Annotated in this window: 23 protein-coding genes; 19 read left to right on the plus strand and 4 right to left on the minus strand. The window is 60.4% G+C overall.

Annotated elements, in window-relative coordinates; all coding sequences use genetic code 11:
• Positions 1-205: 205 nt before the first annotated feature.
• The 5 genes from gshA to tauD all read left to right on the plus strand — a co-directional run bounded on the left by gshA (position 206) and on the right by tauD (position 5,633).
• Complete coding sequence (gshA, locus tag ACLD1X_RS17900; RefSeq protein ID WP_429369853.1) at positions 206-1,789, plus strand: glutamate--cysteine ligase; 1,584 nt, start codon at positions 206-208, stop codon at positions 1,787-1,789.
• A 245-nt stretch (positions 1,790-2,034) separates the two neighbouring features.
• A complete protein-coding gene (gene tauA, locus ACLD1X_RS17905) occupies positions 2,035-3,012 on the plus strand; it encodes a taurine ABC transporter substrate-binding protein (RefSeq protein ID WP_429369855.1) in 978 nt (325 codons plus the stop codon).
• Between the two features lie 15 nt (positions 3,013-3,027).
• Positions 3,028-3,822: a taurine ABC transporter ATP-binding subunit gene (tauB, locus tag ACLD1X_RS17910; RefSeq protein ID WP_429369857.1), complete on the plus strand. Its 795-nt coding sequence runs from the start codon at positions 3,028-3,030 to the stop codon at positions 3,820-3,822.
• Complete coding sequence (gene tauC, locus ACLD1X_RS17915; protein WP_429369859.1) at positions 3,819-4,652, plus strand: taurine ABC transporter permease TauC; 834 nt, start codon at positions 3,819-3,821, stop codon at positions 4,650-4,652. Before tauB ends, tauC begins: the two co-directional genes overlap by 4 nt.
• Positions 4,653-4,790: 138 nt before the next feature.
• A complete protein-coding gene (gene tauD / locus ACLD1X_RS17920) occupies positions 4,791-5,633 on the plus strand; it encodes a taurine dioxygenase (RefSeq protein WP_429369861.1) in 843 nt (280 codons plus the stop codon).
• Between the two features lie 147 nt (positions 5,634-5,780).
• Here tauD and mgrA read toward each other — a convergent pair whose 3' ends face one another.
• Positions 5,781-6,818: an L-glyceraldehyde 3-phosphate reductase gene (gene mgrA / locus ACLD1X_RS17925; protein ID WP_429369863.1), complete on the minus strand. Its 1,038-nt coding sequence runs from the start codon at positions 6,816-6,818 to the stop codon at positions 5,781-5,783.
• Between the two features lie 238 nt (positions 6,819-7,056).
• Between mgrA and ACLD1X_RS17930 the strand changes: the two genes are divergently transcribed.
• Positions 7,057-7,317: a hypothetical protein gene (locus ACLD1X_RS17930; protein WP_429369865.1), complete on the plus strand. Its 261-nt coding sequence runs from the start codon at positions 7,057-7,059 to the stop codon at positions 7,315-7,317.
• 24 nt (positions 7,318-7,341) lie between these two features.
• Here ACLD1X_RS17930 and betT read toward each other — a convergent pair whose 3' ends face one another.
• Positions 7,342-9,303 (minus strand): choline transporter BetT, encoded by a 1,962-nt coding sequence (betT, locus tag ACLD1X_RS17935; protein WP_429369948.1) that lies wholly within the window; start codon positions 9,301-9,303, stop codon positions 7,342-7,344.
• A 355-nt stretch (positions 9,304-9,658) separates the two neighbouring features.
• Entirely contained in the window at positions 9,659-10,585 is a 927-nt protein-coding gene (gene epsC, locus ACLD1X_RS17940) for a serine O-acetyltransferase EpsC (protein ID WP_429369867.1), read from the minus strand.
• A 190-nt stretch (positions 10,586-10,775) separates the two neighbouring features.
• On the opposite strand from epsC, the gene ACLD1X_RS17945 reads away from it, so the two are divergent.
• The 11 genes from ACLD1X_RS17945 to ACLD1X_RS17995 all read left to right on the plus strand — a co-directional run bounded on the left by ACLD1X_RS17945 (position 10,776) and on the right by ACLD1X_RS17995 (position 22,410).
• Positions 10,776-11,768, plus strand: coding sequence for a D-cysteine desulfhydrase (locus ACLD1X_RS17945; protein WP_429369869.1), 993 nt, complete (start codon positions 10,776-10,778; stop codon positions 11,766-11,768).
• 300 nt (positions 11,769-12,068) lie between these two features.
• The gene (tcyJ, locus tag ACLD1X_RS17950) at positions 12,069-12,869 is read left to right on the plus strand and encodes a cystine ABC transporter substrate-binding protein (protein WP_429369871.1); all 801 of its coding nucleotides are present in this window, start codon (positions 12,069-12,071) and stop codon (positions 12,867-12,869) included.
• On the plus strand, positions 12,869-13,534 hold the full coding sequence (gene tcyL / locus ACLD1X_RS17955; RefSeq protein ID WP_429369873.1) for a cystine ABC transporter permease: 666 nt from the start codon (positions 12,869-12,871) through the stop codon (positions 13,532-13,534). Before tcyJ ends, tcyL begins: the two co-directional genes overlap by 1 nt.
• Before the next feature lie 4 nt (positions 13,535-13,538).
• Positions 13,539-14,294 (plus strand): L-cystine ABC transporter ATP-binding protein TcyN, encoded by a 756-nt coding sequence (tcyN, locus tag ACLD1X_RS17960; protein WP_429369875.1) that lies wholly within the window; start codon positions 13,539-13,541, stop codon positions 14,292-14,294.
• Between the two features lie 486 nt (positions 14,295-14,780).
• Entirely contained in the window at positions 14,781-15,545 is a 765-nt protein-coding gene (locus ACLD1X_RS17965) for a hypothetical protein (protein WP_429369877.1), read from the plus strand.
• Between the two features lie 370 nt (positions 15,546-15,915).
• Entirely contained in the window at positions 15,916-17,148 is a 1,233-nt protein-coding gene (locus ACLD1X_RS17970) for an SfnB family sulfur acquisition oxidoreductase (RefSeq protein ID WP_429369879.1), read from the plus strand.
• Between the two features lie 23 nt (positions 17,149-17,171).
• Positions 17,172-18,365 (plus strand): SfnB family sulfur acquisition oxidoreductase, encoded by a 1,194-nt coding sequence (locus tag ACLD1X_RS17975; protein ID WP_429369881.1) that lies wholly within the window; start codon positions 17,172-17,174, stop codon positions 18,363-18,365.
• On the plus strand, positions 18,365-19,723 hold the full coding sequence (locus ACLD1X_RS17980) for an LLM class flavin-dependent oxidoreductase (protein WP_429369883.1): 1,359 nt from the start codon (positions 18,365-18,367) through the stop codon (positions 19,721-19,723). Before ACLD1X_RS17975 ends, ACLD1X_RS17980 begins: the two co-directional genes overlap by 1 nt.
• Positions 19,724-19,842: 119 nt before the next feature.
• A complete protein-coding gene (locus tag ACLD1X_RS17985; protein WP_429369885.1) occupies positions 19,843-20,652 on the plus strand; it encodes a MetQ/NlpA family ABC transporter substrate-binding protein in 810 nt (269 codons plus the stop codon).
• A 2-nt stretch (positions 20,653-20,654) separates the two neighbouring features.
• On the plus strand, positions 20,655-21,776 hold the full coding sequence (locus tag ACLD1X_RS17990; protein ID WP_429369887.1) for a methionine ABC transporter ATP-binding protein: 1,122 nt from the start codon (positions 20,655-20,657) through the stop codon (positions 21,774-21,776).
• Positions 21,766-22,410 (plus strand): methionine ABC transporter permease, encoded by a 645-nt coding sequence (locus ACLD1X_RS17995; RefSeq protein WP_057712488.1) that lies wholly within the window; start codon positions 21,766-21,768, stop codon positions 22,408-22,410. Before ACLD1X_RS17990 ends, ACLD1X_RS17995 begins: the two co-directional genes overlap by 11 nt.
• 38 nt (positions 22,411-22,448) lie before the next feature.
• Here the strand turns inward: ACLD1X_RS17995 and ACLD1X_RS18000 are convergent, their stop codons facing one another.
• Entirely contained in the window at positions 22,449-25,160 is a 2,712-nt protein-coding gene (locus ACLD1X_RS18000; RefSeq protein WP_429369890.1) for an RHS repeat domain-containing protein, read from the minus strand.
• 589 nt (positions 25,161-25,749) lie between these two features.
• On the opposite strand from ACLD1X_RS18000, the gene ACLD1X_RS18005 reads away from it, so the two are divergent.
• On the plus strand, positions 25,750-26,088 hold the full coding sequence (locus tag ACLD1X_RS18005; RefSeq protein WP_223502498.1) for a DUF6124 family protein: 339 nt from the start codon (positions 25,750-25,752) through the stop codon (positions 26,086-26,088).
• A gap of 156 nt (positions 26,089-26,244) precedes the next feature.
• Entirely contained in the window at positions 26,245-26,871 is a 627-nt protein-coding gene (locus tag ACLD1X_RS18010) for a class I SAM-dependent methyltransferase (RefSeq protein ID WP_429369892.1), read from the plus strand.
• Positions 26,872-26,940 lie beyond the last annotated feature (69 nt).

Here is a 26,940-nt window from a genome sequence, read left to right on the forward strand (position 1 = left end):
ATGGGCGTCAACGATGACGCTGGTAGCCTGACACCCAGCGGTGTTCTCGGGTCCATCGCGAGCATGCTCGCTCCTACAGGGGATCTGTGCAGTTTTTGATCAATCAGCGACAAAAACCAGGCGAAAACGCCAGTTTCAACTTCACCCTTGTAGACCGTCTTGCCCACCCCCATATTGGGGCGACTGACGCGTGAAGGAATCCAACTTGAGCGAACTTCTCAACCGCCGCCTGGCCCTGCTCGGCGAGCGCGCTAACCTCTCTCTGCTCGAACAGTGCCTTCACGGCATCGAACGTGAATGCCTGCGCGTGACCGGCGAAGGTCGCCTGGCGCAAACGCCGCACCCGGAAGCATTGGGTTCCGCGCTGACCAACGAACAGATCACCACCGACTATTCCGAGTCGCTGCTGGAGTTCATCACTCCGGCCCTGCCCGACCCGGCGGACACGCTGGCGAGCCTGGACAGCATTCACCGTTTTGCCTACAGCAAGCTCGGCAACGAGTATCTGTGGAGTCCATCGATGCCGTGCCCGTTGCCGGCCGAGGAAGACATCCCGATCGCCTACTACGGCACGTCCAATATCGGGCAGCTCAAGTACGTATACCGCAAGGGTCTGGCCCTGCGTTACGGCAAGACCATGCAATGCATTGCCGGCATCCACTACAACTTTTCCCTGCCGGAAAAACTCTGGCCGCTGCTCAGGCAGGCCGAAGGCTTTGTCGGCACCGACCGCGACTTTCAGTCGTCGTCCTACATCGCCCTGATCCGTAACTTCCGCCGCTACAGCTGGCTGCTGATGTACCTGTTCGGCGCCTCGCCGGCACTGGACGCCGGCTTCCTGCGCGGTCGCTCGCATCAGCTGGAGCAACTGGATCCGAGCACCCTGTACCTGCCGTACGCCACCAGCCTGCGCATGAGCGACCTGGGTTACCAGAGCAACGCCCAGGCCGGCCTGACCCCGTGCTACAACGATCTGAACAGCTACACCGACAGCCTGCGCAAAGCGGTGGCCACGCCATATGCGCCGTACGTCGAAGTCGGCACCCATCAGGATGGCGAATGGGTACAGCTCAACACCAACATCCTGCAGATCGAAAACGAGTACTACTCCAACATCCGCCCGAAACGCGTGACCTACACCGGCGAGCGCCCTATCCAGGCGCTGATGGCCCGGGGCATCCAGTACGTTGAAGTGCGCTGCCTGGACATCAACCCGTTCCTGCCGATGGGCATCGACCTGACCGAATCACGCTTCCTCGATGCGTTCCTGCTGTACTGCGCGCTCAACGACAGCCCGCTACTGACCAACACCAGTTGCGGCAACGCGACTTCGAACTTCCTCAGCGTGGTCAAGGAAGGTCGTCGTCCGGGCCTGCAACTGCAGCGCGATGGCCATCCGGTTGACCTGAAGGAATGGGCCGGCGAGTTGCTGGAGAAAATTGCTCCACTGGCCGCGATACTCGACCAGAGCCATGGCGGCGATGCCCATAGCAAGGCGCTGGACGCCCAGATGGCCAAGGTCCAGGACTCGTCCCTGACGCCGTCGGCACAGGTCTTGGCGGCCATGGCCGAGCACAAGGAGAGCTTTGCCCAGTTCTCCCTGCGCCAGAGCCAGGCCCATGCCGAGTTCTTCCGCAGCGAGCCGTTGGCGGCTGAGGAGCAGGCGAGGTTTGAAGAGCGGGCGCGTTCGTCGCTGGCTGAGCAGGCTGAGCTGGAGCAGAACGAAGTCGGTGATTTCGATGTGTTTGTCGGGGCGTACCAGGCGAGCATTCTGGCGATCAGCAACTGACCGTCAAACACAGCTCCCCCCTGTGGGAGCGGGCTTGCTCGCGAATGCAGAGTGTCAGGCGACTTTACTGCGACTGACACACCGCCTTCGCGAGCAAGCCCGCTCCCACAGAGAGCATGATCCGCTGACCTCCACAGATTGTTCCCCTCATAAGCTAATTCGAAAAAGTTATTTATTTTCGAATTCTTAGATCATTTAGTCTCTTTCTCACGCCGACATTCGGTCGCCTGACAAGGAGCTTTCTGATGAAACTGACTTTCCCTCTACGCTTGCTGGCGGCCGCTTCCCTGGCGACAGCGAGTTTGTTTGCCCAAGCGGCCGACGTCACCGTCGCCTACCAGACCACCGTTGACCCGGCGAAAGTCGCCCAGGCCGATGGCGCCTACGAAAAAGCCACCAAGGCCGATATCAGCTGGCGCAAATTCGACAACGGTGCCGACATCATCGCCGCCATCGCCTCCGGCGACGTGCAGATCGGCTACCTCGGTTCCAGCCCCCTGACGGCGGCCATCACCCGCAAAGTCCCGGTGGAAACCTTCCTCATCGCCACCCAGATCGGTGCCGCCGAAGCCCTGGTGGCTCGCGACGGTTCCGGGATCAAGAGCCCGCAAGACCTGATCGGCAAGAAGATCGCCGTGCCCTTCGTGTCCACCGGCCACTACAGCCTGCTCGCCGCGCTGAAACACTGGAACATCGACCCCTCGAAAGTCACCGTACTCAACCTGGCTCCGCCAGCGATCATTGCCGCCTGGAAACGCGGTGACATCGACGCCACCTACGTCTGGGACCCGGCCCTTGGCGTGGCCAAGGAAAACGGCAAGGTGCTGATCACCTCTGGCGAGCTGGCCAAATTCGGCGCACCGACTTTCGATGCCTGGATCGTGCGCAAGGACTTCGCCGAGAAGCACCCGGAAATCGTCTCCGCGTTCGCCAAAGTGACCCTGGACGCCTACGCCGATTACCGCAAGGACCCGCAAGCCTGGCTCGCCAACCAGGGCAACGTCGACAAGCTGGTAAAGCTGTCCGGAGCCAAGGCCAGCGACATTCCGCTGCTGCTGCAAGGCAACGTCTACCCGCTGGCGGCTGACCAGGTGATCACCCTCGGCGCACCGACCACCAAGGCCATCACCGACACCGCCGCGTTCCTCAAGGAACAGGGCAAGGTTGAGGCCGTGCTGCCGGACTACGCGCCGTACGTCAGCGCCAAGTTCATCACCAACTGATCGGGAGTCAATGCAATGGCCTTGCTACAGCTGGAGCGCATCAGCGCACAGTACCCCGGCAGCCCTACACCGGTGCTGGCGGATATATCCCTGAGCCTTGGGCCCCGGCAACTGCTGGTCGCCCTCGGCCCGTCCGGCAGTGGCAAGACTTCGCTGTTGAACCTGATTGCCGGTTTCGTCGAACCCAGCGCCGGGCGCATCACCCTTGATGGCGTGCCCGTCAAAGGCCCGAGTGCCGAGCGTGGCGTAGTGTTCCAGGACGACGCGCTGCTGCCATGGCAAGACGTGCTGGCCAACACAGGCTTTGGTCTTGAGCTGGCCGGCGTCGCCCGGGACAAGCGCGAGGCCCGCGCCCGGGAAATGCTCGCCCTGGTCGATCTTTCCGGCTTTGAACAGCGCCGCATCTGGCAGCTATCCGGCGGCCAGAAGCAGCGCGTCGGCCTTGCCCGTGCCCTCGCCGCCGACCCGCGCGTGTTGCTCATGGACGAACCATTCGGCGCCCTCGACGCGTTCACCCGTGAACAAATGCAAGAGCTCTTGCTGCAAGTCTGGCAACGCACCGCCAAACCGGTGTTCCTGATTACCCACGACATCGAAGAGGCCGTGTTCCTCGCCACCGACCTGATTCTGTTGGCGCCGAACCCGGGGCAAATCGTCGAGCGCCTGAGTCTCGACTTCGGTCAGCGTTATGCCGCCGGTGAGTCGGCACGGGCGATCAAGTCCGACCCGCGTTTTATCGAAACCCGCGAACACGTACTCGCCAAAGTGTTCTCCCAACGCAGCGCCGCCACGCGGCAGGAGCGCGCATGAGCAGTTACGAAATTCCCGTCGCCGCGATCAAGCCAGGCACTCCCGTGACTGCGGCACGACGCAGCTTGAGCACGCGCTGGATCAGTGTGCTGACACTGGTCGCTCTGATCGTTTTCTGGTGGGCCGTAACGGCAACCGGCTTGATCGAGCCGCTGTTCCTGCCACCACCTTCCGCCGTCCTGCAAAAAGGCTGGCTGCTGGCGACCTCGGGTTACATGGACTCAACCCTGTGGCAGCACCTCGGCGCGAGCCTGGGCCGAATCGGCCTGGGCCTCGGCTTTGCGACTCTCACCGCCGTGCCGGTGGGAATCGCCATCGGCGCCAACCGTATCGCCCGTGGCGTGCTCGATCCGCTGATCGAGTTCTACCGGCCGATTCCGCCGCTGGCCTACCTGCCGCTGATCGTGATCTGGTGTGGCATTGGTGAATTGTCGAAAGTGCTGCTTATTTATCTGGCCATTTTCGCCCCGATCGCCATCGCCACCGCAACCGGTGTGCGCACGGTCGACCCGGCGAAATTGCGCGCCGCGCAGTCCTTGGGGGCGACACGGGCGCAGTTGATTCGCCACGTTATTCTGCCGAGTGCCTTGCCGGACATCCTGACCGGTGTGCGCATTGGCCTCGGCGTAGGCTGGTCGACGCTGGTCGCCGCCGAACTGATCGCCGCCACCAGCGGCTTGGGCTTCATGGTGCAGTCGGCCGCACAGTTCCTGGTCACCGATGTGGTGGTACTGGGGATTCTGGTGATCGCGCTGATCGCCTTCGCCATGGAGATGGGCCTGCGCGCCCTGCAACGCAAACTGGTGCCGTGGCATGGCCAGGCTCACTGATAACTGAACAACCCCCTGTAGGAGCGAGCTTGCTCGCGATAGCAATGTGACAGGCAACACGATTGTGTCTGACTCACCACCATCGCGAGCAAGCTCGCTCCTACAAAAAAGCTCGACCCCGAATTTAAGAGAACCACCATGAGCCAACTGTCCATCGTCCCTTTGAGTTCTGCCCTCGGCGCGCAAATCAGCGGCATCGACATCAGCCAGCCACTGAACGTCGAACAGCGCGATACCATCGAGCAGGCACTGCTCAAGCATCAGGTGCTGTTTTTCCGCGACCAGCCGATCACGCCACAGCAACAGGCACGATTCGCCGCGAATTTCGGCGACCTGCACATTCACCCGATCTATCCCAATGTACCGGAACAACCGGAAGTGCTGATTCTCGACACTGCCGTCACCGACGTGCGCGACAACGCGATCTGGCACACCGACGTGACCTTCCTGCCGACCCCGGCCCTGGGTGCAGTGCTCAGCGCCAAGCTGCTGCCGGAGTTTGGCGGCGACACCTTGTGGGCCAGCGGGATTGCGGCGTATGAAGCCCTGTCCGCACCGATGAAAGCCTTGCTCGAAGGTCTGACTGCCACCCACGATTTCACCCGTTCGTTCCCGCTGGAGCGCTACGGCAATACACCTGAAGCACTTGCTCAGTGGGAAGAAGCACGGCGCAAGAATCCGCCGCTGTCACACCCGGTGATCCGCACGCACCCGGTCAGCGGGCGCCGTTCGCTGTTCGTCAATGAAGGCTTCACCTCGAAGATCAACGAACTGTCGGAAACCGAAAGCGAGGCGATTCTGAAGTTTCTGTTTGCCCACGCCACGCGACCTGAATTCACCATTCGCTGGCGCTGGCAGCAGGACGATATTGCGTTCTGGGATAACCGCGTGACCCAGCATTACGCGGTGGATGATTACCGGCCAGCGCGGCGGGTGATGCAGCGGGCGACGGTGTTGGGAGATGTGCCTTTCTTTCGCTGAACCCTGAAATCTTTGCTGTCAGGACCGGCCTCATCGCGGGCAAGCCCGCTCCCACAGTGATCTGTGTTGAACACAAATTTTGTGCACACCAGAAAAACCTGTGGGAGCGGGCTTGCCCGCGATGGGGCCGGAACAGACGCCGACAATTTACTCGGCTGTAGATGGCTTCTCCCAAAGATTGATCCCGCCCTCTTGGGCAAACCGGTCAATCTCCGCCAGTTCCTGCGCGCTGAAGCTCAGGTTCTTCAACGCCCCGACGTTCTCGATGATCTGCTCCGGCCGGCTCGCGCCGATCAATGCCGAAGTGACCCGCGGATCGCGCAGGGTCCAGGCCAGCGCCAGTTGCGCCAGGCTCTGGCCGCGCCGCTTGGCGATTTCGTTGAGTGCCCGCACCTGGGCGATGTTGGCCTCGGACAAGTGCGAGGCCTGCAACGAACCACCCCCCGGACGATTGACCCGCGCATCCGTCGGCACGCCGTTGAGGTACTTGTCGGTCAGCAATCCCTGCGCCAGCGGCGTGAAGGCGATCACGCCCGTGCCGAGTTCGTCAGTGGTGTCCAGCAGGTCTTTTTCAACCCAGCGATTGAGCAGGTTGTAGGCCGGTTGGTGGATCAGCAACGGCACTTTCCATTCCTTGAGCAACGTGGCCATTTCCCGGGTTTTCACCCCGGAATAGGACGAAATGCCGATGTACAGCGCCTTGCCCTGTTGTACCGCTGTCGCCAGTGCGCTGGCGGTTTCCTCCAGCGGCGTGTCCGGGTCGAAACGGTGTGAATAAAAGATATCGACGTAGTCCACGCCCAGGCGTTGCAGGCTCTGGTCGAGGCTGGCCAGCACGTACTTGCGCGAACCGCCGCCCTGACCGTAAGGCCCTGGCCACATGTCCCAGCCGGCCTTGCTGGAGATGATCAGTTCGTCACGGTACTGCTTGAAGTCTTCGCGCAGTAGACGGCCGAAGTTGATCTCGGCGCTGCCATACGGCGGGCCATAGTTGTTGGCCAGGTCGAAATGGTTGATGCCCAGGTCGAACGCCGTGCGCAGTAACGCGCGCTGGGTATCGATCGGCGTGCTGTCGCCGAAGTTGTGCCACAGGCCCAGGGACAGCGCCGGCAGCACCAGCCCACTACGGCCCACGCGGCGATAAGGGATGGAGTCGTAGCGGTTTTCGGCAGCGGTGTAAGTCATCGAATCCTCTCTTGTCTGTCTTGGATCTGGTATCGACTGCTTCGCCAGTCGCCCAGCATACGCCCACACGGGCGGCAAAAAACCGGGGATTCGGCTAAATGCTGAAACGTTTCACAAAAGAATTGATCAGCCCGCAAAATTCAACAAAACAGCGGCAGGCTTGCGTGATCAGGGTCGACAGGAACAAAGTCGCCAAGGCAACGAAGAAGCGATAGCTATCGCAAGGAGGGAAGCCGCCATGCACACCACGATCATCATCACCTTCGGCTTGGCCTTGCTCGCCCTGATGCTGTTCATCGGCGAGAAGATCGGCTTCAGCCGCCAGACCCTGACCTACGCGTTTGTGGTGCTGTGGCTGGCGCTGACAGTGATCAATGGTGCCATCGGTGTGGTGAACGCCGGCCAGTCGTTGAGTACGGAACTGGGGATTGGCACGGTGGTATTCAGCATTCCGGTGGCGGCGCTGGTGCTGTTCATGGTGCTGAGCGCCGAGGGCTGAAGAGCCCCGGCGCCCTGCCCGCGATCAACGCACCAGGTGCAGGAACTGCATGTGCCGTTCGTACTGGTCGAGGATGTCGTTGATGATCTGTTCCTTGGTGTAACCCACCAGATCGTAGTCCTGGCTGCCTTCGCTCAAATGCACTTCGGCCCGGTAGTAACGGCGATTGTTGAGTTGCTTGGAACCCATGCCGCCACGGGCAAACGATGGCGTGAAATAGCCGCGCATCTGCACTTGATAAACGAACGGATGCTGATCGCCATGGCCGATTTCCAGGCTGACGCTGTCATTGGCCGGGCCCGGATGCGTCTCTACGTGCAATCCCTTTTCGACGAATACGGCAGACACCTCTTCAATGGCCGGGCGCACCGTCGTATCGAGGAAGCGATAGACCTCATCGCGCGAAGGGAAATGCACCGCCTGGCTCAAGCGCTGACGCCAGCCGCCCTTGCCTCGCCGGGATCCCGAGACCGGTGCCAGTGAGTGCATCTGCGCAATCCGCTTCTGCGATTCCAGATAAAACGCCTTGTGCAGCCCCCACATCATCAACAGCAAGATCAACGAGAACGGCAGCGAGGTCAGGACCACCGCCGACTTCAACGCATCGATGCTGCCCGAGAACAGCAATGCACTGGTCACCAGCGCCGTCATTGCGCCCCAGAACACCCGCAGCCATTTCGGCCCGTCTTCATCGTGATTGCCGCCCTTGGCGGACAGCGTCGACAGCACCACGGTGCCGGAGTCGGCGGAGGTGACGAAAAACACGAAGCTGATGAACACCGTCACCGCGATGACGGTTTTGCTCCACGGGTAGGTTTCCAGCAGCAGGTAGAGCGTCATCGACGGGTTGTCGATGGCCGACATGCCGAGCGCGCTCATGCCGTGGTTGAGCACTTGGTCGATGGCACTGTTACCGAAAATCGACATCCACGCCAGGGTGAAGCCGAGCGGAATCAGCAGCACGCCGAAGACGAATTCGCGGATGGTCCGGCCACGGGAAATGCGCGCGATGAACAGGCCCACGAACGGTGACCAGGCAATCCACCAGGCCCAGTAGAACACGGTCCAGCCACCCAGCCAGTCGCTGGGCTTGTCGTAGGCGTACAGGTCGAAACTCTTCATCGGCAAGGCGCCGAGGTAATCGCCGAGGTTCTGGATCAGGGTGTTGAGCAAGTGCTGCGTGGGGCCGGCGAACAACACGAACAGCAACAGCGCGCAGGCCAGCAGCATGTTGATGTCGGACATGACCCGCATGCCCTTGTCGACGCCGGATACGGCAACGATGATCGCCGCCCCCATCATCAGGGTGATCAGGCCGACCTGAATCCATTGGGTATGGGCGATGCCGAACAGGTAGTCCAGCCCCGAGTTGAGGTGCAACACGCCGAAGCCCATGTCGGCACCGAGGCCGAACACCGTGGCAATGATGCCGAAGCCATCCACCGCATACCCGATGGGGCCATTGATGCGCTTGCCGATCAGCGGATACAGCGCCGAGCGCAGGGCCAGTGGCAGGTTATGCCGGTAGGCAAAGTAGGCCAGCGCCATGCCGACAAAGGCGAACACGCCCCAGCCATGCAGGCCCCAGTGCAGAAACAGAATCTGCATCGCCTGGCGCGCCGCATCCGCGGTACCCGCCTCGCCTTGTGGCGGTTGCAGCATGTGGGTCAGGGGCTCGGACACGCAGAAGAAAAACAGGGTGATGCTGATCCCCGCGGCGAACAGCATGCCGGCCCAGGACAGATAACTGAATTCGGGCTCGTCGTGGTCGGCACCGAGCTTGATCTTGCCGTAGCCGGACAAGGCGGTGACCACCACGAAGACCAGATACAGGGTCATCGCCAGCAGGTAATACCAGCCGACCGTGTTGGCCGCCCAGTTTTGCGCCGCCAGCAACCAGGCACCGGCCTGCTCGGGCATGGCGATGACAACGACACCAAACAACAGGATGAAACTCGCCGAGAACCAGAACACCGGCGGATTCATGCGGATCAGACCGCCTGGAGGGATGGACGATGCACTCATGTACGGTGCACCTCGAAGGGTAGAAACGTGGCTGTGGAAATCGGACTCAGCAAAGGCAAGCCTCCTGTTGTGAGCGGGCAGCGAACCGCCGGTTTAACTTGAATGAACGTTCAAGTTAAACATGGATAGGGGGCTAAGGACTAATCGCAGGGCTGGGCGGTACTGGTTGTACGCTAGCTCAAGGCAGGAAATGTGATGGATTTGGAAGCTTCGCGAGCAGGCTCGCTCCCACAGTGGATTTGTGACCGACGCACACACCCTGTGGGAGCGAGCCTGCTCGCGAAGAGGCCGGACCAGTCAAAGGAGATTCAAAGATCTACTTCTGCGCCCCATCATCATGCTGCAGATTCGCCTGGGTCAGGTTGCTGCCCGCCGGCACGCTGCGGGTCAGCCAGACATTGCCGCCGATGGTCGAGCCCTGACCGATGGTGATCCGCCCCAGAATCGTCGCCCCGGCATAGATCACCACGTCATCCTCGACAATCGGATGCCGCGGCTGGCCCTTCTGCAACTGACCGTCTTCGTCGGCCGGGAAGCGCTTGGCCCCCAAAGTCACCGCCTGATAAATCCGCACGCGCTCGCCGATGATCGCCGTCTCGCCGATCACCACGCCGGTACCGTGGTCGATGAAGAAACTGCGGCCGATCTGCGCGCCGGGGTGAATGTCGATGCCGGTGGCCGAGTGGGCGATTTCCGCACTGATCCGCGCCAGCAACGGCAGCCCGGCACGGTACAAATGGTGGGCCAGGCGATGATGAATCACCGCCAGAATCCCCGGGTAGCACAACAGCACTTCATCGACACTGCGTGCCGCCGGGTCGCCGTGATAGGCCGCCAGTACGTCGGTGTCCAACAGGCTGCGCAACCCCGGCAGGGCGAGGGCGAAGTCCTGAATGATCTGGATGGTCCTGGATTCGACTTCGGTATCGGCCTGGGCACTGTGGCGCGCGGCGTAGCGCAATTCGAGTCGCGCCTGGGCCAACAGCGCATTCAACGCCACATCCAGCGTGTGACCGACGTAGAAATCCTCGCTCTCTTCGCGCAGGTCGACCGGCCCCAGGCGCATCGGGAACAGCGCACCGCACAGGGCTTCGAGAATCTCTGCCATGGCCGCCCGGGAGGGCAGTTCACGACCGCCCTGCTCGCCGCTGGCCCGGCCGTTTTGTGCACGCCACTGTTCACGTGCCGTGCGCAGCTGGCTGACGATGGTCTGCAATTGCCAATGGCTGGAACGCTCACTCACGGTAAAAACTCCTCACGGGCGACCGGACTGTCTGGCCGCACTGACGGCAATTACTTTACGGCAAGGGTCGCAAGGCAAATTAAGAACCAATAGTGCTGTGCTCAGTTCGATTGGCTATAAGCGATTGACGGTTGCCCAGGCTTTGGGGCGTGCCTATAGTCCTGAGATCTTCAACGGCCAGTACGGACCCATGATCAAACAACAGCTCGCCTGCTTTAACCGCCTCGACCTGCTCGGTCAGCCCACCGCCCTGGAAAAACTCGAACGCCTGTCGACCTGGCTGGGTCGCGACGTGTACGTCAAGCGCGATGACCTGACGCCGCTGGCGATGGGCGGCAACAAGCTGCGCAAACTCGAATACCTGGCCGCCGATGCGCTGGCCCAAGGCGCCGACACCTTGATCACCGCCGGCGCACTGCAATCGAACCACGTGCGCCAGACCGCCGCCATTGCCGCCAGGCTCGGTCTGGGCTGCGTAGCCCTCCTGGAAAACCCCCTCGGCACCGATGACAGCAACTACACCGGCAACGGCAACCGGCTGCTGCTCGATTTGTTCGACGCCAAGGTCGAACTGGTGGAAAACCTCGACAACGCCGACGAACAACTGCAAGCCCTGGCCGGCCGGCTGCGCAGCAACGGCAAGAAGCCGTACCTGGTGCCGATCGGTGGCTCCAACGCGCTGGGTGCCCTGGGTTACGTACGTGCCGGGCTGGAACTGGCCGGGCAAATCAAGGACACCGGCCTGACCTTCGCCGCCGTGGTCCTGGCCTCGGGCAGCGCCGGTACCCACAGCGGCCTGGCACTGGCCTTGAGTGAAGTGCTGCCGGACCTGCCAGTGATCGGCGTGACGGTCTCGCGCAGCGATGAAGATCAGCGGCCCAAGGTTCAAGGCCTGGCCGAGCGCACCGCCGAGTTGCTGGGCGTGAACCTGCCGGAGGCTTTCAAGGTCGAGCTGTGGGATGAGTATTTCGCCCCGCGTTATGGCGAACCGAATGCCGGAACACTGGCGGCGGTGAAGCTGCTGGCGAGCCAGGAAGGCTTGTTGCTGGACCCGGTCTACACTGGCAAGGCCATGGCGGGCTTGCTGGACGGGATCGGGCGTCAGCGTTTCGATGAGGGCCCGATTATCTTCCTGCACACCGGTGGGGCGCCGGCGCTGTTTGCCTACAAGGATTTCCTGTAGGAGCGAGCTTGCTCGCGATGGTCGTCAACGATAACGCTGGCAACCTGATACCCCGCGGTGCCCTGTCGTCCATCGCGAGCAGGCTCGCTCCTACAGTGAAAAAGCAATCTATTCCAAAATTGAATAACCAGAAGATTAATTATTATTTTCTAATCTAAAGACGCCATCATATAGTCACGCTGCAGGCGAATTTGCAGCGAGACGCATAAGCTGCATTAGGGCAGGATATCGCAGTCGTCCGAATCCCGAATTTGCCAACTTTCCTTAAGCGTCTTCCATAAGAAAACACAGGGGCTTGTCATGAATTTTTCTGCACTACGTCGTAATCTGCTGGTGGGCTCGCTGGGCCTGGCACTGAGCGCCGGCCTGATTGGCCATGCCGTTGCCGGTGAGCAACTGAAACAGATCAAGGATAAAGGCGTGATCAACGTCGGCCTGGAAGGCACTTACCCACCGTTCAGCTTCGTCGATGAAAACGGCAAGCTTTCGGGTTTCGAGGTCGAGCTCTCCGAGGCCCTGGCCCAGAAGCTGGGCGTCAAGGCCAAGATTCAGCCAACCAAGTGGGACGGCATCCTCGCCGCCCTGGAATCCAAGCGCCTGGACGTAGTGGTCAACCAGGTGACCATCTCCGAGGAGCGCAAGAAGAAGTATGACTTCTCCGAGCCGTACACCATTTCCGGGATTCAGGCACTGGTGCTGAAGGACAAGGAAGCCGCGCTGAACATCAAGAGCGCCGCTGACCTGTCCGGCAAGAAAGTCGGCGTGGGCCTTGGCACCAACTACGAACAGTGGGTCCGTGCCAACGTGCCGGGTGCCGACGTGCGCACCTACGACGATGATCCGACCAAGTTCGCCGACCTGAACAACGGCCGTACCGACGCCATCCTGATCGACCGTCTGGCTGCCCTTGAATACGCCAAGAAAGCACCGAAAACCGTCGCTGCCGGCCAGGCGTTCTCTCGCCAGGAATCCGGTATTGCCCTGCGCAAAGGCGAGCCGGAACTGCTGGCTGCCGTGAACAAGGCCCTCGACGAGCTGCGTGCCGACGGCACCCTGGCGAAGATCTCGGAAAAGTACTTCCAAGCTGACGTCACCAAATAATGGAAGCAGCTTTCCAACTCGCACTGGACTCCGCGCCCTTTCTGCTCAAGGGCGCGTATTTCACGGTCATCCTCAGCCTGGGCGGGATGTTCTTCGGCCTGGTGATGGGGTTCGGCCTGGCGCTGATGCGCCTGTCGCGCTTCAAATCGGTCAACTGGCTGGCCCGCATCTACGTGTCGTTCTTTCGCGGCACGCCGTTGCTGGTGCAACTGTTCGTGATCTATTACGGCTTGCCGCAATTGGGTCTGGAACTCGATCCGCTGCCGGCGGCCCTGATCGGCTTCTCGCTGAACATGGCCGCCTATGCCTGTGAAATCCTGCGCGCCGCGATCGGTTCGATCGAACGCGGCCAGTGGGAAGCCGCTGCCAGCATCGGCATGACCCGCGCGCAAACCCTGCGCCGGGCCATCCTGCCGCAGGCCATGCGCACCGCATTGCCGCCGCTGGGCAACAGCTTCATTTCACTGGTCAAGGACACGGCGCTGGCCGCCACCATCCAGGTGCCGGAGCTGTTCCGTCAGGCGCAACTGATTACCGCCCGGACTTTCGAAGTCTTCACCATGTATCTTGCCGCCGCACTGATCTACTGGATCCTGGCCACGGTGCTGTCGCACCTGCAGAACCAGTTGGAAGCGCGGGTCAATCGGCACGACCAGGAGTCCTGACCCGATGATTGTCGTGGAAAAACTGACAAAGCAGTTCAAGGGTCAAGTGGTGCTCAACGGCATCGATCTTGAGGTCAAGGAAGGCGAGGTGGTGGCAATCATCGGCCCAAGCGGTTCGGGCAAGACCACCTTCCTGCGTTGCCTGAATTTTCTGGAAGAACCCACCAGCGGCCGGATCAAGGTCGGCGATATCGAAGTCGATACCAGCCGTCCCCTGAACCAGCAGCAGAGCCTGGTGCGGCGCTTGCGCCAGCACGTAGGTTTCGTGTTCCAGAACTTCAACCTGTTCCCCCATCGCACCGCCCTGGAAAACGTCATCGAAGGCCCGATCGTGGTGAAAAAGACCCCGCGCGCCGACGCCGTTGCCCTGGGTAAAAAGCTCTTGGCCAAGGTCGGTCTGGCAGGCAAGGAGGACGCCTACCCGCGTCGCCTCTCCGGTGGCCAGCAACAGCGCGTGGCGATTGCCAGGGCGCTGGCGATGGAGCCCGAAGTGATCCTGTTCGACGAGCCGACCTCGGCCCTCGACCCGGAGTTGGTGGGCGAGGTGCTGGCGACCATCCGCGGCCTGGCCGAGGAGAAACGCACCATGGTGATCGTCACCCACGAAATGGGCTTTGCCCGGGACGTGGCCAACCGTGTGGTGTTTTTCGACAAGGGCGTGATTGTCGAGCAAGGCGAAGCGAAGGCATTGTTTGCCAACCCGAAAGAAGAGCGAACCAAACAATTCCTGAGCAAGTTCCTGAATAACGGCCACAACTAACAACCCTGCGCAACAACGGTTAACTTCCATGGATGGAAGTGACACCCCTCGAAATACACTTAATTAATACCAAACTAAACCCGCCTATTCGACACGCATGCCCTGTATGCACACGCGGTACATATATATATGCATCGCAACAATTAAACAGTGCCAATCCAATCAGACTCTTCATGACAGGGCTGTGCCAATGACTGGCACAAAACTACCTGTATCCCGCCGCTTTCAGCAGATAAATTCGACGCAAGGACAGGGTTTACTTACTTGCTAGCGTAGGAACTTTCTGAATAACAGCACGCACCACTCACAACTAACAAATCTTATTGACAGCGGATCTTCCTGACTCTTATCTAGTCTCCTGCCAGCAACATTCATCACGCTTGAACCATTATTTCAACTCGAAGTAATGAATGGCTTTTTCGCTTCGATTTTTAGTTTTTTGATATTCCAGAAACGGACTTCGTTGCAAGACTTCAAGGAGACTTCATGAAAAGCACCTCAAACAAATCCGGGCTTGCGGCCCCGACCCTGGCGCAATCCAACAGGACCGGCATCAACGCCACTTGCGCAGCACATCTGCTGATCGATGTGGCGCCCTACCCCGCCATGGACGCAGGCGACCTGATCGAACTGTTCTGGGACAGCTGCTACGTGGCCTCCCGCGTGGTCACAGCCAGCGATGTCGGCCAACCGGTGCAGTTGAGGGTGCCTGAAAGTTTTGTCGCCAACGGTACTTCGCGCATTCACTACCGGGTCATGCAAATTGGCCGAGGCCCGGCGATATCGGCCAGTCGCAACGTGCAGATCAAACTCGACTGCCCGGGCGGCCAACCCTCAGCCCTGGGCGGCGATGAAAACCAGTGCCTGGCACCGGTGAGCATTCCCGAGGCGATTCGCCGCCAGGGTGTCAATCCGAGTCAGGTCAAACGCGGTGTTCCCTTGACCATCGAACCGTACCTGAACATGGCCGTGGACGACGAAATCACCCTGCGCTGGGGCGATGTGCGCATGGACCTGCCACGACTCAAGCCCGCCGATGTGGGCCAGCCGATCCAGGTGTGGATACCGCCGGCGGTCATCCTCGAAGCCGGCGAGGATCTGCGGCTGGAAGTGACCTACTGCATTCTCGACAGGGTGGGCAACAACTCGCGCTGGGCACCGGCCCGCACGCTGAAGATCGGTTGCGCCAATCCCTATCTGAAAGTCCCCCCGAAAAAAGCCCTCAAGGCCGCCGAATCCCGCAAGCAATGAATACAAGTTCTGTGGCGAGGGAGCTTGCTCCCGCTCGGCTGCGAAACAGTCGCAAAACCGGCTAATGGGTTAGAACCGGGAAAAATCATTAACAGGTTTTGGAGGCGCTTCGCACCTCAACGGGAGCAAGCTCCCTCGCCACAGGGTTCGCGCTCATCTTGCAGGTAACACAATCTATCCATATTCCTAAAAGTTAGTTCATAAAAAATTTATACGCGTTTAGGGTATATACACCGGACCACCGGACATTCTTGTTTTCACGCGCTGCCACAAGCGGCGCTTCCATGAGATGTGAGGTAGGTATGGTCCGGAACACAATCACCCCAGTGCAGATCGCCAGGGCATTGCGTGCAGCCAAGGAGCGGCACTGATGTCCAGTCTGGCAGACGCAATCGTCCAGAGTGACCTGGACATCGCCCCCCTTTTGTTGCCCGCAAAAGTCTTGCGCAACGATGCCCAAGCCATCAAGGCGGCCCATGAACTGGCGCAGGTGGCCCGCCTGCAAGCGGCCAAACGCGACCAGCAGCGCAAGCTCCCATGGTCTGAAATCGAACAGTTCACCCGCAGCGGCCTGGGCAGCATTTCCATCCCCCGCGAGTACGGCGGCCCGCAGGTTTCGTTCGTCACCCTGGCCGAGGTCTTCGCGATCATTTCCGCCGCCGACCCGGCGCTGGGGCAGATCCCGCAAAACCAGTTCGGCATTCTTAACCTGATCCTCGGCAGCGCCACCGAAGCGCAAAAAAGCCAACTGTTCAAAAGCGTCCTTGATGGCTGGCGCATCGGCAATGCCGGGCCGGAGCGCGGCACCAAAAACACCCTGGAACTGAAGGCACGCCTCACCGCCGACGGCGTCCTCAACGGCCAGAAGTTCTATTCCACCGGTGCCCTGTTCGCCCATTGGGTGGCGGTCAAGGCATTGAATGACGACGGCAGGCAGGTGCTGGCGTTCATCCGTCGCGGCACACCGGGATTGCGCATCGTCGATGACTGGTCCGGCTTTGGTCAGCGCACCACCGCCAGCGGCACGATTTTACTCAACAACGTGCAGGTCGACTCCGAACTGGTTGTGGATAACTGGAAGATCAACGACACACCGAACATTCAGGGTGCCGTCTCCCAGCTGATTCAAGCGGCCATCGACGCCGGTATCGCCCGAGGCGCCATCGACGACGCCATCGACTTCGTGAAAACCCGCGCCCGGCCGTGGATCGACGCCAAGGTCGAGCGGGCCAGCGATGACCTCTACGTGATCGCCGATATCGGCAAATTGAAAATCGAATTGCACGCCGCCGAAGCGCTGCTGCGCAAGGCCGGGCAAGTGCTTGATCAGGTCAGCGCCGCGCCGCTCACCGCCGAGTCCGCCGCCCGTGCCTCGATTGCCGTGGCCGAAGCCAAGGTGCTGACTACCGAGATTTCGTTGCTGGCCAGTGAAAAGCTGTTCGAGCTGGCCGGCAGCCGCGCGACCCTCGCCGAATTCAACCTCGACCGCCACTGGCGCAACGCCCGGGTGCACACCCTGCACGATCCGGTGCGCTGGAAGTACCACGCCATCGGCGCCTATCGCCTCAACGGCACGCTGCCTAACCGGCATTCCTGGATCTGACGACCAGACATCTGGAGAACAACATGACAAATTCTCAGCACGTCGCGGTCATCACCAGCGATGAACAAGCCCTGATCGTCGCCAGCGACCTGGCCGAAGATTTCAAACGCGACAGCGCCCTGCGCGACCGCGAGCGCCGCTTGCCACACCCGGAACTGGAAGTATTTTCCCGCTCGGGCCTGTGGGGCATCAGCGTGCCGAAAGAGTATGGCGGCGCCGGTGTTTCCAACGTCACCCTGGCCAAGGTCATCGCCTTGATTGCGCAGGCCGACGGCTCGCTTGGGCAAATCCCGCAAAACCATTTTTATGCCCTCGAAGTACTGCGGGTGAACGGCAACCACGCGCAGAAAAAACGTCTTTATGCCGAGGTACTGGCCGGCCAGCGCTTCGGCAATGCATTGGCCGAACTCGGCACCAAGACCGCACACGATCGCGTCACCCGCCTGACTCGCGACGGCAGCGGCTATCGCATCAATGGTCGCAAGTTCTACGCCACCGGCGCGATTTACGCCCAGCGCATTCCCACCTCGGTGGTGGATGAAAACGGCGTGCAGCAACTGGCGTTCGTCCCGCGCAACAGCAAGGGCCTGAGCGTGATCGACGACTGGAGCGGCTTCGGCCAGCGCACCACCGGCAGCGGCTCGGTGGTATTTGAAGATGTGTTTGTTGCCGCTGACGATGTGATCCCCTTTCAAAGCGCCTTCGAGCGCCCGACCCCGGTCGGCCCGCTGGCGCAGATTCTCCATGCCGCCATCGACACCGGCATCGCCCGCGCCGCCTATGAAGATGCGCTGCACTTCGTTCGCACCAAAACCCGGCCGTGGATCGACGCCACCCACGAAAAAGCCACGGACGATCCGCTGACCCTCAAGAGCTTCGGCCACCTGAGCATTCGCCTGCACGCCGCCGAAGCGCTGCTTGAGCGTGCGGGCGAATACCTCGACAAGGCCCAGGCCGACACGCGCGCCGAGACCGTCGCGGTCGCGTCGATCGCCGTCGCCGAAGCCCGCGCCCTGAGCACCGAAATCTCCCTGGCCGCCGGCAGCACGCTGTTCGAACTGGCCGGCAGCCAGGCAACCTTGATCGAACACAGCCTCGACCGCCACTGGCGCAACGCCCGCGTGCACACCCTGCACGATCCGGTGCGCTGGAAGTATCACGCCGTGGGCAACTACTACCTCAACGATGAAAACCCGCCACTGCGGGGGACCATCTGATGGCCGCCACTAAAAAGAAGATCCTGCTCAACGCGTTCAACATGAACTGCATCGGGCACATCAACCACGGCCTGTGGACCCATCCACGGGATAACTCGACGCAGTACAACACGATCGAATACTGGACCGATCTGGCGCAGCTGCTGGAGCGCGGGCTGTTCGACGGCCTGTTCATCGCCGACATCGTCGGGGTCTACGACGTCTATCAGAACTCGGTGGACGTGCCGTTGAAAGAGTCGATCCAGTTGCCGGTCAACGACCCGCTGCTGCTGGTGTCGGCCATGGCCGCGGTGACGAAAAACCTCGGTTTCGGCCTGACCGCCAACCTCACCTACGAAGCGCCGTATCTGTTCGCCCGACGCCTGTCGACCCTGGATCACCTGAGCCGTGGCCGGGTCGGCTGGAACATCGTCACCGGCTACCTCGACAGTGCGGCCAAAGCCATGGGCCTGAGCGAGCAAGTCGAGCATGACCGTCGCTACGACCAGGCCGACGAGTACCTGGAGGTGCTCTACAAACTCTGGGAAGGCAGCTGGGAAAACGGCGCGGTGCTGAACGATCGGCAACAGCGGATCTACGCGCAGCCCGAGAAAGTGCACAAGGTCGAGCACAAGGGCGAGTTCTATCAGGTCGAGGGGTATCACCTCTGTGAGCCCTCGCCGCAACGCACGCCGGTGCTGTTCCAGGCCGGCAGTTCGGATCGCGGCTTGCTGTTCGCCGGGCGGCATGCCGAGTGCGTGTTCATCAGCGGCCAGACCAAGGCATCGACCAGGGCGCAGGTGGACAAGGTGCGCGCCAGCGCCGTTGAAGCCGGACGCAACCCCGAGGACATCAAGGTGTTCATGGGCCTGAATGTGATCGTCGGCGTCACTGAAGACCAGGCCTGGGCCAAGCACGCCGAATACCTGAGCTACGCCAGTGCCGAAGCCGGCGTGGCGCATTTTTCGGCGTCCACCGGGATTGATTTTTCTCAGTATGAAATCGACGAACCGATCCAGTACGTGAAGAGCAACGCGATCCAGTCCGCCACCAAACACCTGCAAAACAACGACTGGACCCGGCGCAGATTGCTCGAGCAACACGCCCTCGGTGGTCGTTACATCGCCGTGGTGGGTTCCCCGGAACAGGTGGCTGACGAGCTGGAATCGTGGATCGCCGAAACCGGGCTGGATGGCTTCAACCTGACCCGCATCGTCACGCCGGAAAGCTATGAGGATTTCATTGAGCTGGTGATTCCTGAACTGCAACGGCGGGGGTCGTACAAGACTGCGTACGACAGCGGCACCTTGCGGGAAAAGCTGTTTCAGCGGGAAGCGTTTTTGCCTGAGCAACATACCGGTTCGGCTTACCGCCGCTAAAAGCTTCGCGAGCAAGCCCGCTCCCACAGGGGAATGCATTCCAAATGTGGGAGCGGGCTTGCTCGCGAAGAGGCCCGACCCAACACCACAAATTCTATGCACTGACTGGATAACTCATCATGAAAAAGCACTACCTCTCTCACCCAGTCAAAGCACTGGCCCTGGCCCTCGGCCTGTTCAGCTCGGTGACTTTCGCCGCCGACGCGCCACTGAAAATCGGCACCACCGCCGCCTTCGCCATTCCCCTGGAAGCGGCCGTCGAAGAGGCCGGCAAACAAGGCCTGAAAGTCGAGCTGGTGGAGTTCACCGACTGGATCGCACCGAACGTCAGCCTCGCCGCCGGCGACATCGACGTGAACTACTTCCAGCACATCCCGTTCCTGGAAAACGCCAAGGCCGCTTCGGGTTTCGACCTGGTGCCTTTCGCGCCGGGGATCATCAACAACGTCGGCCTCTATTCGAAAAAATACAAAAGCTTCGACGAACTGCCACAAGGCGCCAGCGTGGCCATCGCCAACGACCCGATCAACAGCGGTCGCGGCTTACAGCTGCTGGCCAAGGCCGGGCTGATCACCCTCAAGCCCGGCGTCGGCTACAAGGCCACCGAAGAAGACATCGTCGCCAACCCGAAGCACATCAAGATCCTCCAGGTCGAAGCCGTGCAACTGGTGCGTGCCTATGACGACGCCGATCTGGTGCAGGGCTACCCGGCCTACATTCGCTTGTCGAAAACCTTCGATGCGGGCTCCGCGCTGCTGTTCGACGGCCTCGATCACAAGGAGTACGTGATTCAGTTCGTGATCCAGCCCAAGAGCAAAACCGACCCGCGCCTGGTCAAGTTCGTCGACATCTACCAGCACTCGCCCGCTGTGCGCGCCGCGCTGGATAAAGCTCACGGCAAGCTCTATCAAGCCGGCTGGGAAAGCTGAGCATGACTGCCGCCATCCAACGGCGACTGGAGACTCCAGAGCCGCAAAGTGCCGAACGCACTGAGCTGCATCCCGAACTGAACCATGCCCACGTCCGCTTCATCGGCCTGGGCAAGACCTACAACGGCCAGCAAGGGCCGGTGGCGGCCCTGCACGGCATCGACCTGGCAATCCAGCACGGCGAAGTGTTCGGCATCATCGGCCGCAGCGGCGCCGGCAAGTCGTCGCTGATCCGCACCATCAATCGCCTGGAGCAACCGAGCAGCGGTCGGGTACTGATCGATCAGGTGGAAATCGGCGAGTTCGACGAAGACCGCCTGGTGGCGCTGCGTCGGCGCATCGGCATGATCTTCCAGCACTTCAACCTGATGTCGGCCAAGACCGTTTGGCAGAACGTCGAGCTACCGCTGAAAGTCGCTGGCGTGCCGAAGGAACAACGCGAGCAAAAGGTCCGTGAACTGCTGGAACTGGTCGGCTTGCAGGCCAAACACAAGGCTTACCCGGCACAGTTGTCCGGCGGGCAGAAACAGCGCGTGGGCATTGCCCGGGCGCTGGTGCATGACCCGCAGATCCTGCTGTGCGACGAAGCCACCTCGGCACTCGACCCGGAAACCACGCAATCGATCCTCGGCCTGCTGCGCGAGATCAACCGGCGCCTGGGCCTGACCATCGTCTTGATCACCCACGAGATGGCGGTGATCCGAGAGATCTGTGATCGGGTGGTCGTGCTCGAACACGGCCGCATCGTCGAGCAAGGGCCGGTGTGGGAAGTCTTCGGCAATCCACAACATGAGGTCAGCAAGACGCTGCTGGCGCCGTTGCAGCATGCATTGCCGCCAGAGCTGCAAAGCCGTCTGTTGGCGCAAGCGACATTCCCTGATGCCGCCGTGGTCCTGCGCTTGCAGTTCACCGGCAGCCAGCGCGACGAACCGGACCTGGCAGCACTGTTCAGCGCGCTCGGAGGCCGAGTGCGCTTGCTGCAAGGTGGCGTGGAAAGGATTCAGGGACATGCGCTTGGGCAACTGCTACTGGCGGTGACGGGCTCTTCCCTCGGTGCCGAAGAATTGCGTCAGCGCGCCAGCCAATGGGCGCAACAGGTGGAGGTACTGGGTTATGTGGTTTGATCGCTTGCTGCAGGGCTTTATCGACACCTTCCTGATGGTCGGCGTGTCGTCGTTGATCGCATTGTTGGCGGGCATTCCGCTGGCCGTGATCCTGGTCACCAGCTCCAAGGGCGGCATCTACGAAGCCCCGGCGCTGAACCGCGCGTTGGGCGCCTTCGTGAACTTGTTCCGCTCGGTGCCTTTCCTGATCCTGATGGTCGCCTTGATTCCGTTCACCCGGCTCATCGTCGGCACCACTTACGGCGTGTGGGCGGCCGTGGTGCCGCTGACCATCGCGGCTACGCCGTTCTTTGCGCGTATTGCCGAGGTCAGTCTGCGGGAGGTCGACCACGGTTTGGTCGAAGCGGCGCAAGCCATGGGCTGCCGGCGTTGGCACATCGTCTGGCACGTGTTGTTGCCTGAAGCGCTGCCGGGGATTGTCGGCGGATTCACCATTACCCTGGTGACCATGATCAACTCCTCGGCCATGGCCGGGGCGATCGGTGCGGGTGGCTTGGGGGACATTGCGTATCGGTACGGGTATCAGCGGTTTGACAGCCAGATCATGCTGACGGTGATTGTGCTGCTGGTGGCGTTGGTGGCGGTGATTCAGTTGGGTGGGGATCGGTTGGCGCGGGGGTTGAACAAGCGTTGAACCGGAGGAAGCCCTCACTCAATGGATCACGCAAACAACTATCTAAGCCCAATAGATGCAACGAGCATGGCATATGAATCAGCATTATTTAATAAGACTTTTGTTGTCAGCTCAGGACTTTTGTTCAGCGCTTTCTGTATTCCTTTTTTCCATGGTGTTTTAAAAAATTTTTGTCGCTTGTCACCTGAGACGGTCATCACAGACTGTCGGGCGATGAGATCATTTAACTCTTTCCTCTCAAGAAACTGCTGATTCGGATTGTTTTTATCTGGTATTACAACCCTATGACCTAAATATATAAAATCCTGGCTACCTAACCCGTCCTCTGCGCGGGCACCTTTAAAATGAGATATTTCATGATAAATAGTCATAGCAATTTCTTCAGGTGTACTTTCAAGCGTGTCCTCGGGAATGAAGATTCGCTTGTGAGGATCACGTGAAATTACATGCGCTTCCACATTATCTTTCTTTGAGCCAGTCAAAATAATATCTCTATTCCCCGCGACATACTCCTTCACGGCCAAGTCCATAACTTTGATTTTTGGCAATAGTTCCGATATAGGCACATCTCCAACATACACAACGGAAATTATTTTTTTTACGTCTTCCTCGACTGCCGGCATCTCTAGAGCATTGACGGTTTTTGCCGACCACTCCGATAACTTCTCTAAACCTTCAGCCAATCGCTGTCCTTTATCAGGACTTTTATTCTTTATTTCCTCTATACCCCGAGCGAGAAACGTGTGGCCTCTCAATTTTTCGATAAATTCCAGCCTATCTCCACGCCCCCTTACCAAGCCAAATTCATCGCGATATGTAATTGGCGTATTAGCGCAAAAACAGTACATGTTTAAACCATCAATATTTCCGGCTGGATCAGTGCTAATCCAGCGTTGCAACCACGGTGCGTAATAGCGATAACCATAATAATAAAACCCCGTTGCATCGCGTTCCTTGCCTGAATAGCGAATGGTCTTGTACTTCGCCACCAACACACTTTTACCCGCCCAGCACGCCGTGCCACCAAAGGGGTAATAGTGTTCCTGGGTCAGCACGCCCGCCTCGTCATCCAGTTCCAGGGTGCTAGAGCCGAGGTGATCGCTGAGGCTGTAACGCAGTTGATCACTGCGCGCGCCACCGGGCCAATGCAATGCTCGGACGCTGCTGCGCCCGGTTTCGACGCTGATGACGTGGTGTTCTTCGCCACCGGCCTGACGGTGGATTTCCAAACCCGGGAGGTAACGGACCTCGGTGCGCAGGGAGCGGCCACTGCCTTGGGCGAATCCCGCTTTGCGCAAGCGGTGGCCGGGGCGGTCGTAGGCGTAGCATTCGTAGTCGTCGGGCCCGGTTTCGCGTTTGACCAACGTCACGCGGCTCAATTGGTTACGGATGTCCCAGGCCATGGCTTGCCCGCGTTGTAGTTCCAACTGGTTGCCACAGGCATCGAAACCCAAGGCGATTTCGGGATCTCCCGGCAGCGAGCCGTCGTCCCGTTGCCTGAGGCTGCGGTTGCTCCGTGCCGAGGTGAACATCGAAAAACCGGGCGCACCGCTGTGCTGGCGGGTGATCAGGTTGCCGCCCCGGTCGTACTCGAAGCGTTGGGTGTAATGGCGCCGTTGGTTAGGGTCTAGCGGTGTGGGCAACAGTTCCGGCAGCGTCGGGCCATGGCTCGGTTGGCTGACCTCCCACCCTTGGGCCTCGACCAGTTGATACAGGCTGTCGTAGCGGTAGCGGTTGATCGGGTCGATGCGCTGACTGTTGAAATGGGTGACGGGTTGGGACCGGTCGTGCAGCTCGACGATGTTGCCCACCGGGTCGTAGACGTAGTTCAGGTCCTGCAGGGGTTTCTGGTTGCCGACTGCCGCCGTCAGCCTGATCAGCCGGCCGTCATCGGCAGCGTAGTCAGCACGAGATATCACTCCATTGCCGGCGGTTTCGCGTTCGACCTGATCCTGGGCGTTGTAATGGAGGTCGCTGACCAGGCATTGCGGTCGCTTGCCCTCGCCGGCCATTTGCAGCCAGACCTCACTCCGCTTGCCGGCCACGTCGTAGCCAAAGCTGCGAACGTTACCTACCGCATCGACTTGTCGCTGAAGCTCACCGCCGGGGTTGAAAGTGTGGCGAGTGGTGAACGCTTGATCTTCCAGCCATGTCTCGCGATCTTCGATGCCCGGGGGCCAATCCGGTGTTTCGAGATCCGCGAGAAAGCGTCGTTCTTCAACCAGAACGGCACCGGTAAATCCGTAAGCGTGGAAGATTTGAACGCCGGCTGGATCGTCATGGCGGATCAACTGCCCACACTGGTTGTGCTCGGCGAACACCGGAGCGGAGTCGCCGTAGGTCAGCCGCTCCACTACACGCGGCGCCTCTCCCGCGGCGTGCTCCGTCACCGCCACCGGACGCAGCAGGGCGTCATAATCGGTGTGGCGCTGACTGCCTCGTGCATCCCAGAACGAACCGGGCAAACCCGCCTGATCGAGCAAGCTCAACTGCCAGCCGGCGTCGACACTGTCCGTCAGTAACGGTTGGCTGCTCAGGCTGTAGATCGTAATCAAGTTCGGCTTCGGCGCCGTGCCCCACAACCGCGGATCCCAGGACTCGACCAAACGCCCTGCCGCGTCGAAGCATTGCCGGGTGATGCGTGGATCAATGACCGGGCGGTCGGGATGACGGCAATAACCCACGCTGCGAATCGCCAGGGTGCGCGGGTCGATGACCGACAGCGTCGGTGTCGCGGCATGGGGGTTCATTGCGTTGTCGGTCCTTCGCTTTGACTGAGGACAGACTGAGCCTTTTTTGGCCAAGCCGAAACTGTAAGAAGTAACAGGTCGGCGTGATTCAGTTGGCTGGGGATCGGTTGGCGCGGGGCCTCATCTGTAGGAGCGAGCTTGCTCGCGATGGAGGTCAACGATAATGCGGGGAACCTGATTCCCCGTGGCGCCCTCAGGTTTTTCGCGAGCAAGCTCGCTCCTACAGGAGTTGCGATCCTGGCGATATTTCGTACAAAGAAATCAGCGTTTCCGAAGGCCTGCTCCCTTTCCTTTGCAGGACATTTCCTAGATCATTTCGCTCGCTTGCGCCTGCCAAATCCGGTGGCTAGTCTCGGTCCGTCACTGCTCATCAGTGATCGGGTTTAGTCGCCCGGATCTTACCAGGCGTACAGCGCCACCTCGAGTCAGGTGTTTTTTATTACCTGAAAGTTATGGTGGCTGTGCGCAGGGCACCCTTGGGTGCGCCGGTGTTGCCTGGTGACCGGTCGACTAACCTGTGTGCAGCCGCCACCCCTATTCGTTTAGTCGCGATGACGGTTGGCTCCTACTAATACCAGGAGTTTTACCAATGGAAAAATCCGTACCCGATCCGCCTCCCGAAACTTCCACCGACGAAACCAGGGATCGATCAGCGCTCTACCGTGCGATTGATTTCTACCTGACCGGCGATCAACCCACCCGACCCGATGAGCTGCGCTTCTACAACGTCAGCAAAGACGTGAGCTTCGAAGACACCCAGCTCTATGTTGCCGACCTGTTGCGCTGTGCTTCGGTCAATGCGTATCAATGTGGCGATCAGCTCAAGGGCGCCGACCGGGCGATGGTGTATTCGATCTGGCATCTGCTGGAGATTGCCAAGGCGATGGTGGATCACTCCATTGAATGTTTGGGGATGAAAAAGGGCTGAGCCATCTGTTGTCAGTGCCACCGCCTTCGCGAGCAGGCTCGCTCCCACAGGGGTACGCGATCAACTGTGGGAGCGAGCCTGCTCGCGATGGGCTGCGAAGCAGCCCCAGGCGCCATGGCGTATATTCGACAAATCCCAATTGCCTGCGCAGCCGACATGAAACAGACGCCCATCGATCTTGAGCAGATCACCGCCACCACTCTCGGTCACTACAACGCGGTGGCCGAAAGCTTCCGTGAAGGCACCCGCGACCACGACGTCAGCCAGAACATCGATGCGCTGTTGCGGCACATTCAGGGCGAGGCGCCGTTCGACATTCTCGATTTTGGCTGTGGCCCGGGCCGGGATTTGCAGACGTTTACCCGCATGGGCCACAAAGCGGTTGGCCTGGACGGTTCGGAAAAGCTTGCGCAGTTGGCCCGTGAAGACAGCGGTTGCGAGGTGTGGCAGCAGGACTTCCTGAAGCTCGATCTGCCGGCCGAACGGTTCGACGGGATCTTTGCCAATGCGGCGCTGTTTCATGTGCCGCGTCAGGAACTGCCACGGGTGTTGAAGCAGCTGTGGGGAGCGTTGAAACCGGGTGGCGTGTTGTTCAGTTCCAATCCCCGTGGCGACAATCAGGAAGGCTGGAACGGGCAGCGTTATGGGTCGTATCACGACCTGGCGGCCTGGCAGCAATTGTTGATCGAGGCGGGGTTTGTCGAGCTTGAGCATTACTACCGGCCGGCAGGGTTGCCGCGGGAGCAGCAGCCCTGGTTGGCGAGTGTCTGGCGCAAGGTGTAATGCCGACAAATTTGCAGCGTTTGTGCTGACGTCTTCGCGGGCAAGCCCGCTCCCACAGTTGACCGAGTT

Origin of the sequence: Pseudomonas sp. 18173 (assembly GCF_050432945.1) — a bacterium.
In the GTDB taxonomy this organism is placed as follows: Bacteria; Pseudomonadota; Gammaproteobacteria; order Pseudomonadales; family Pseudomonadaceae; genus Aquipseudomonas.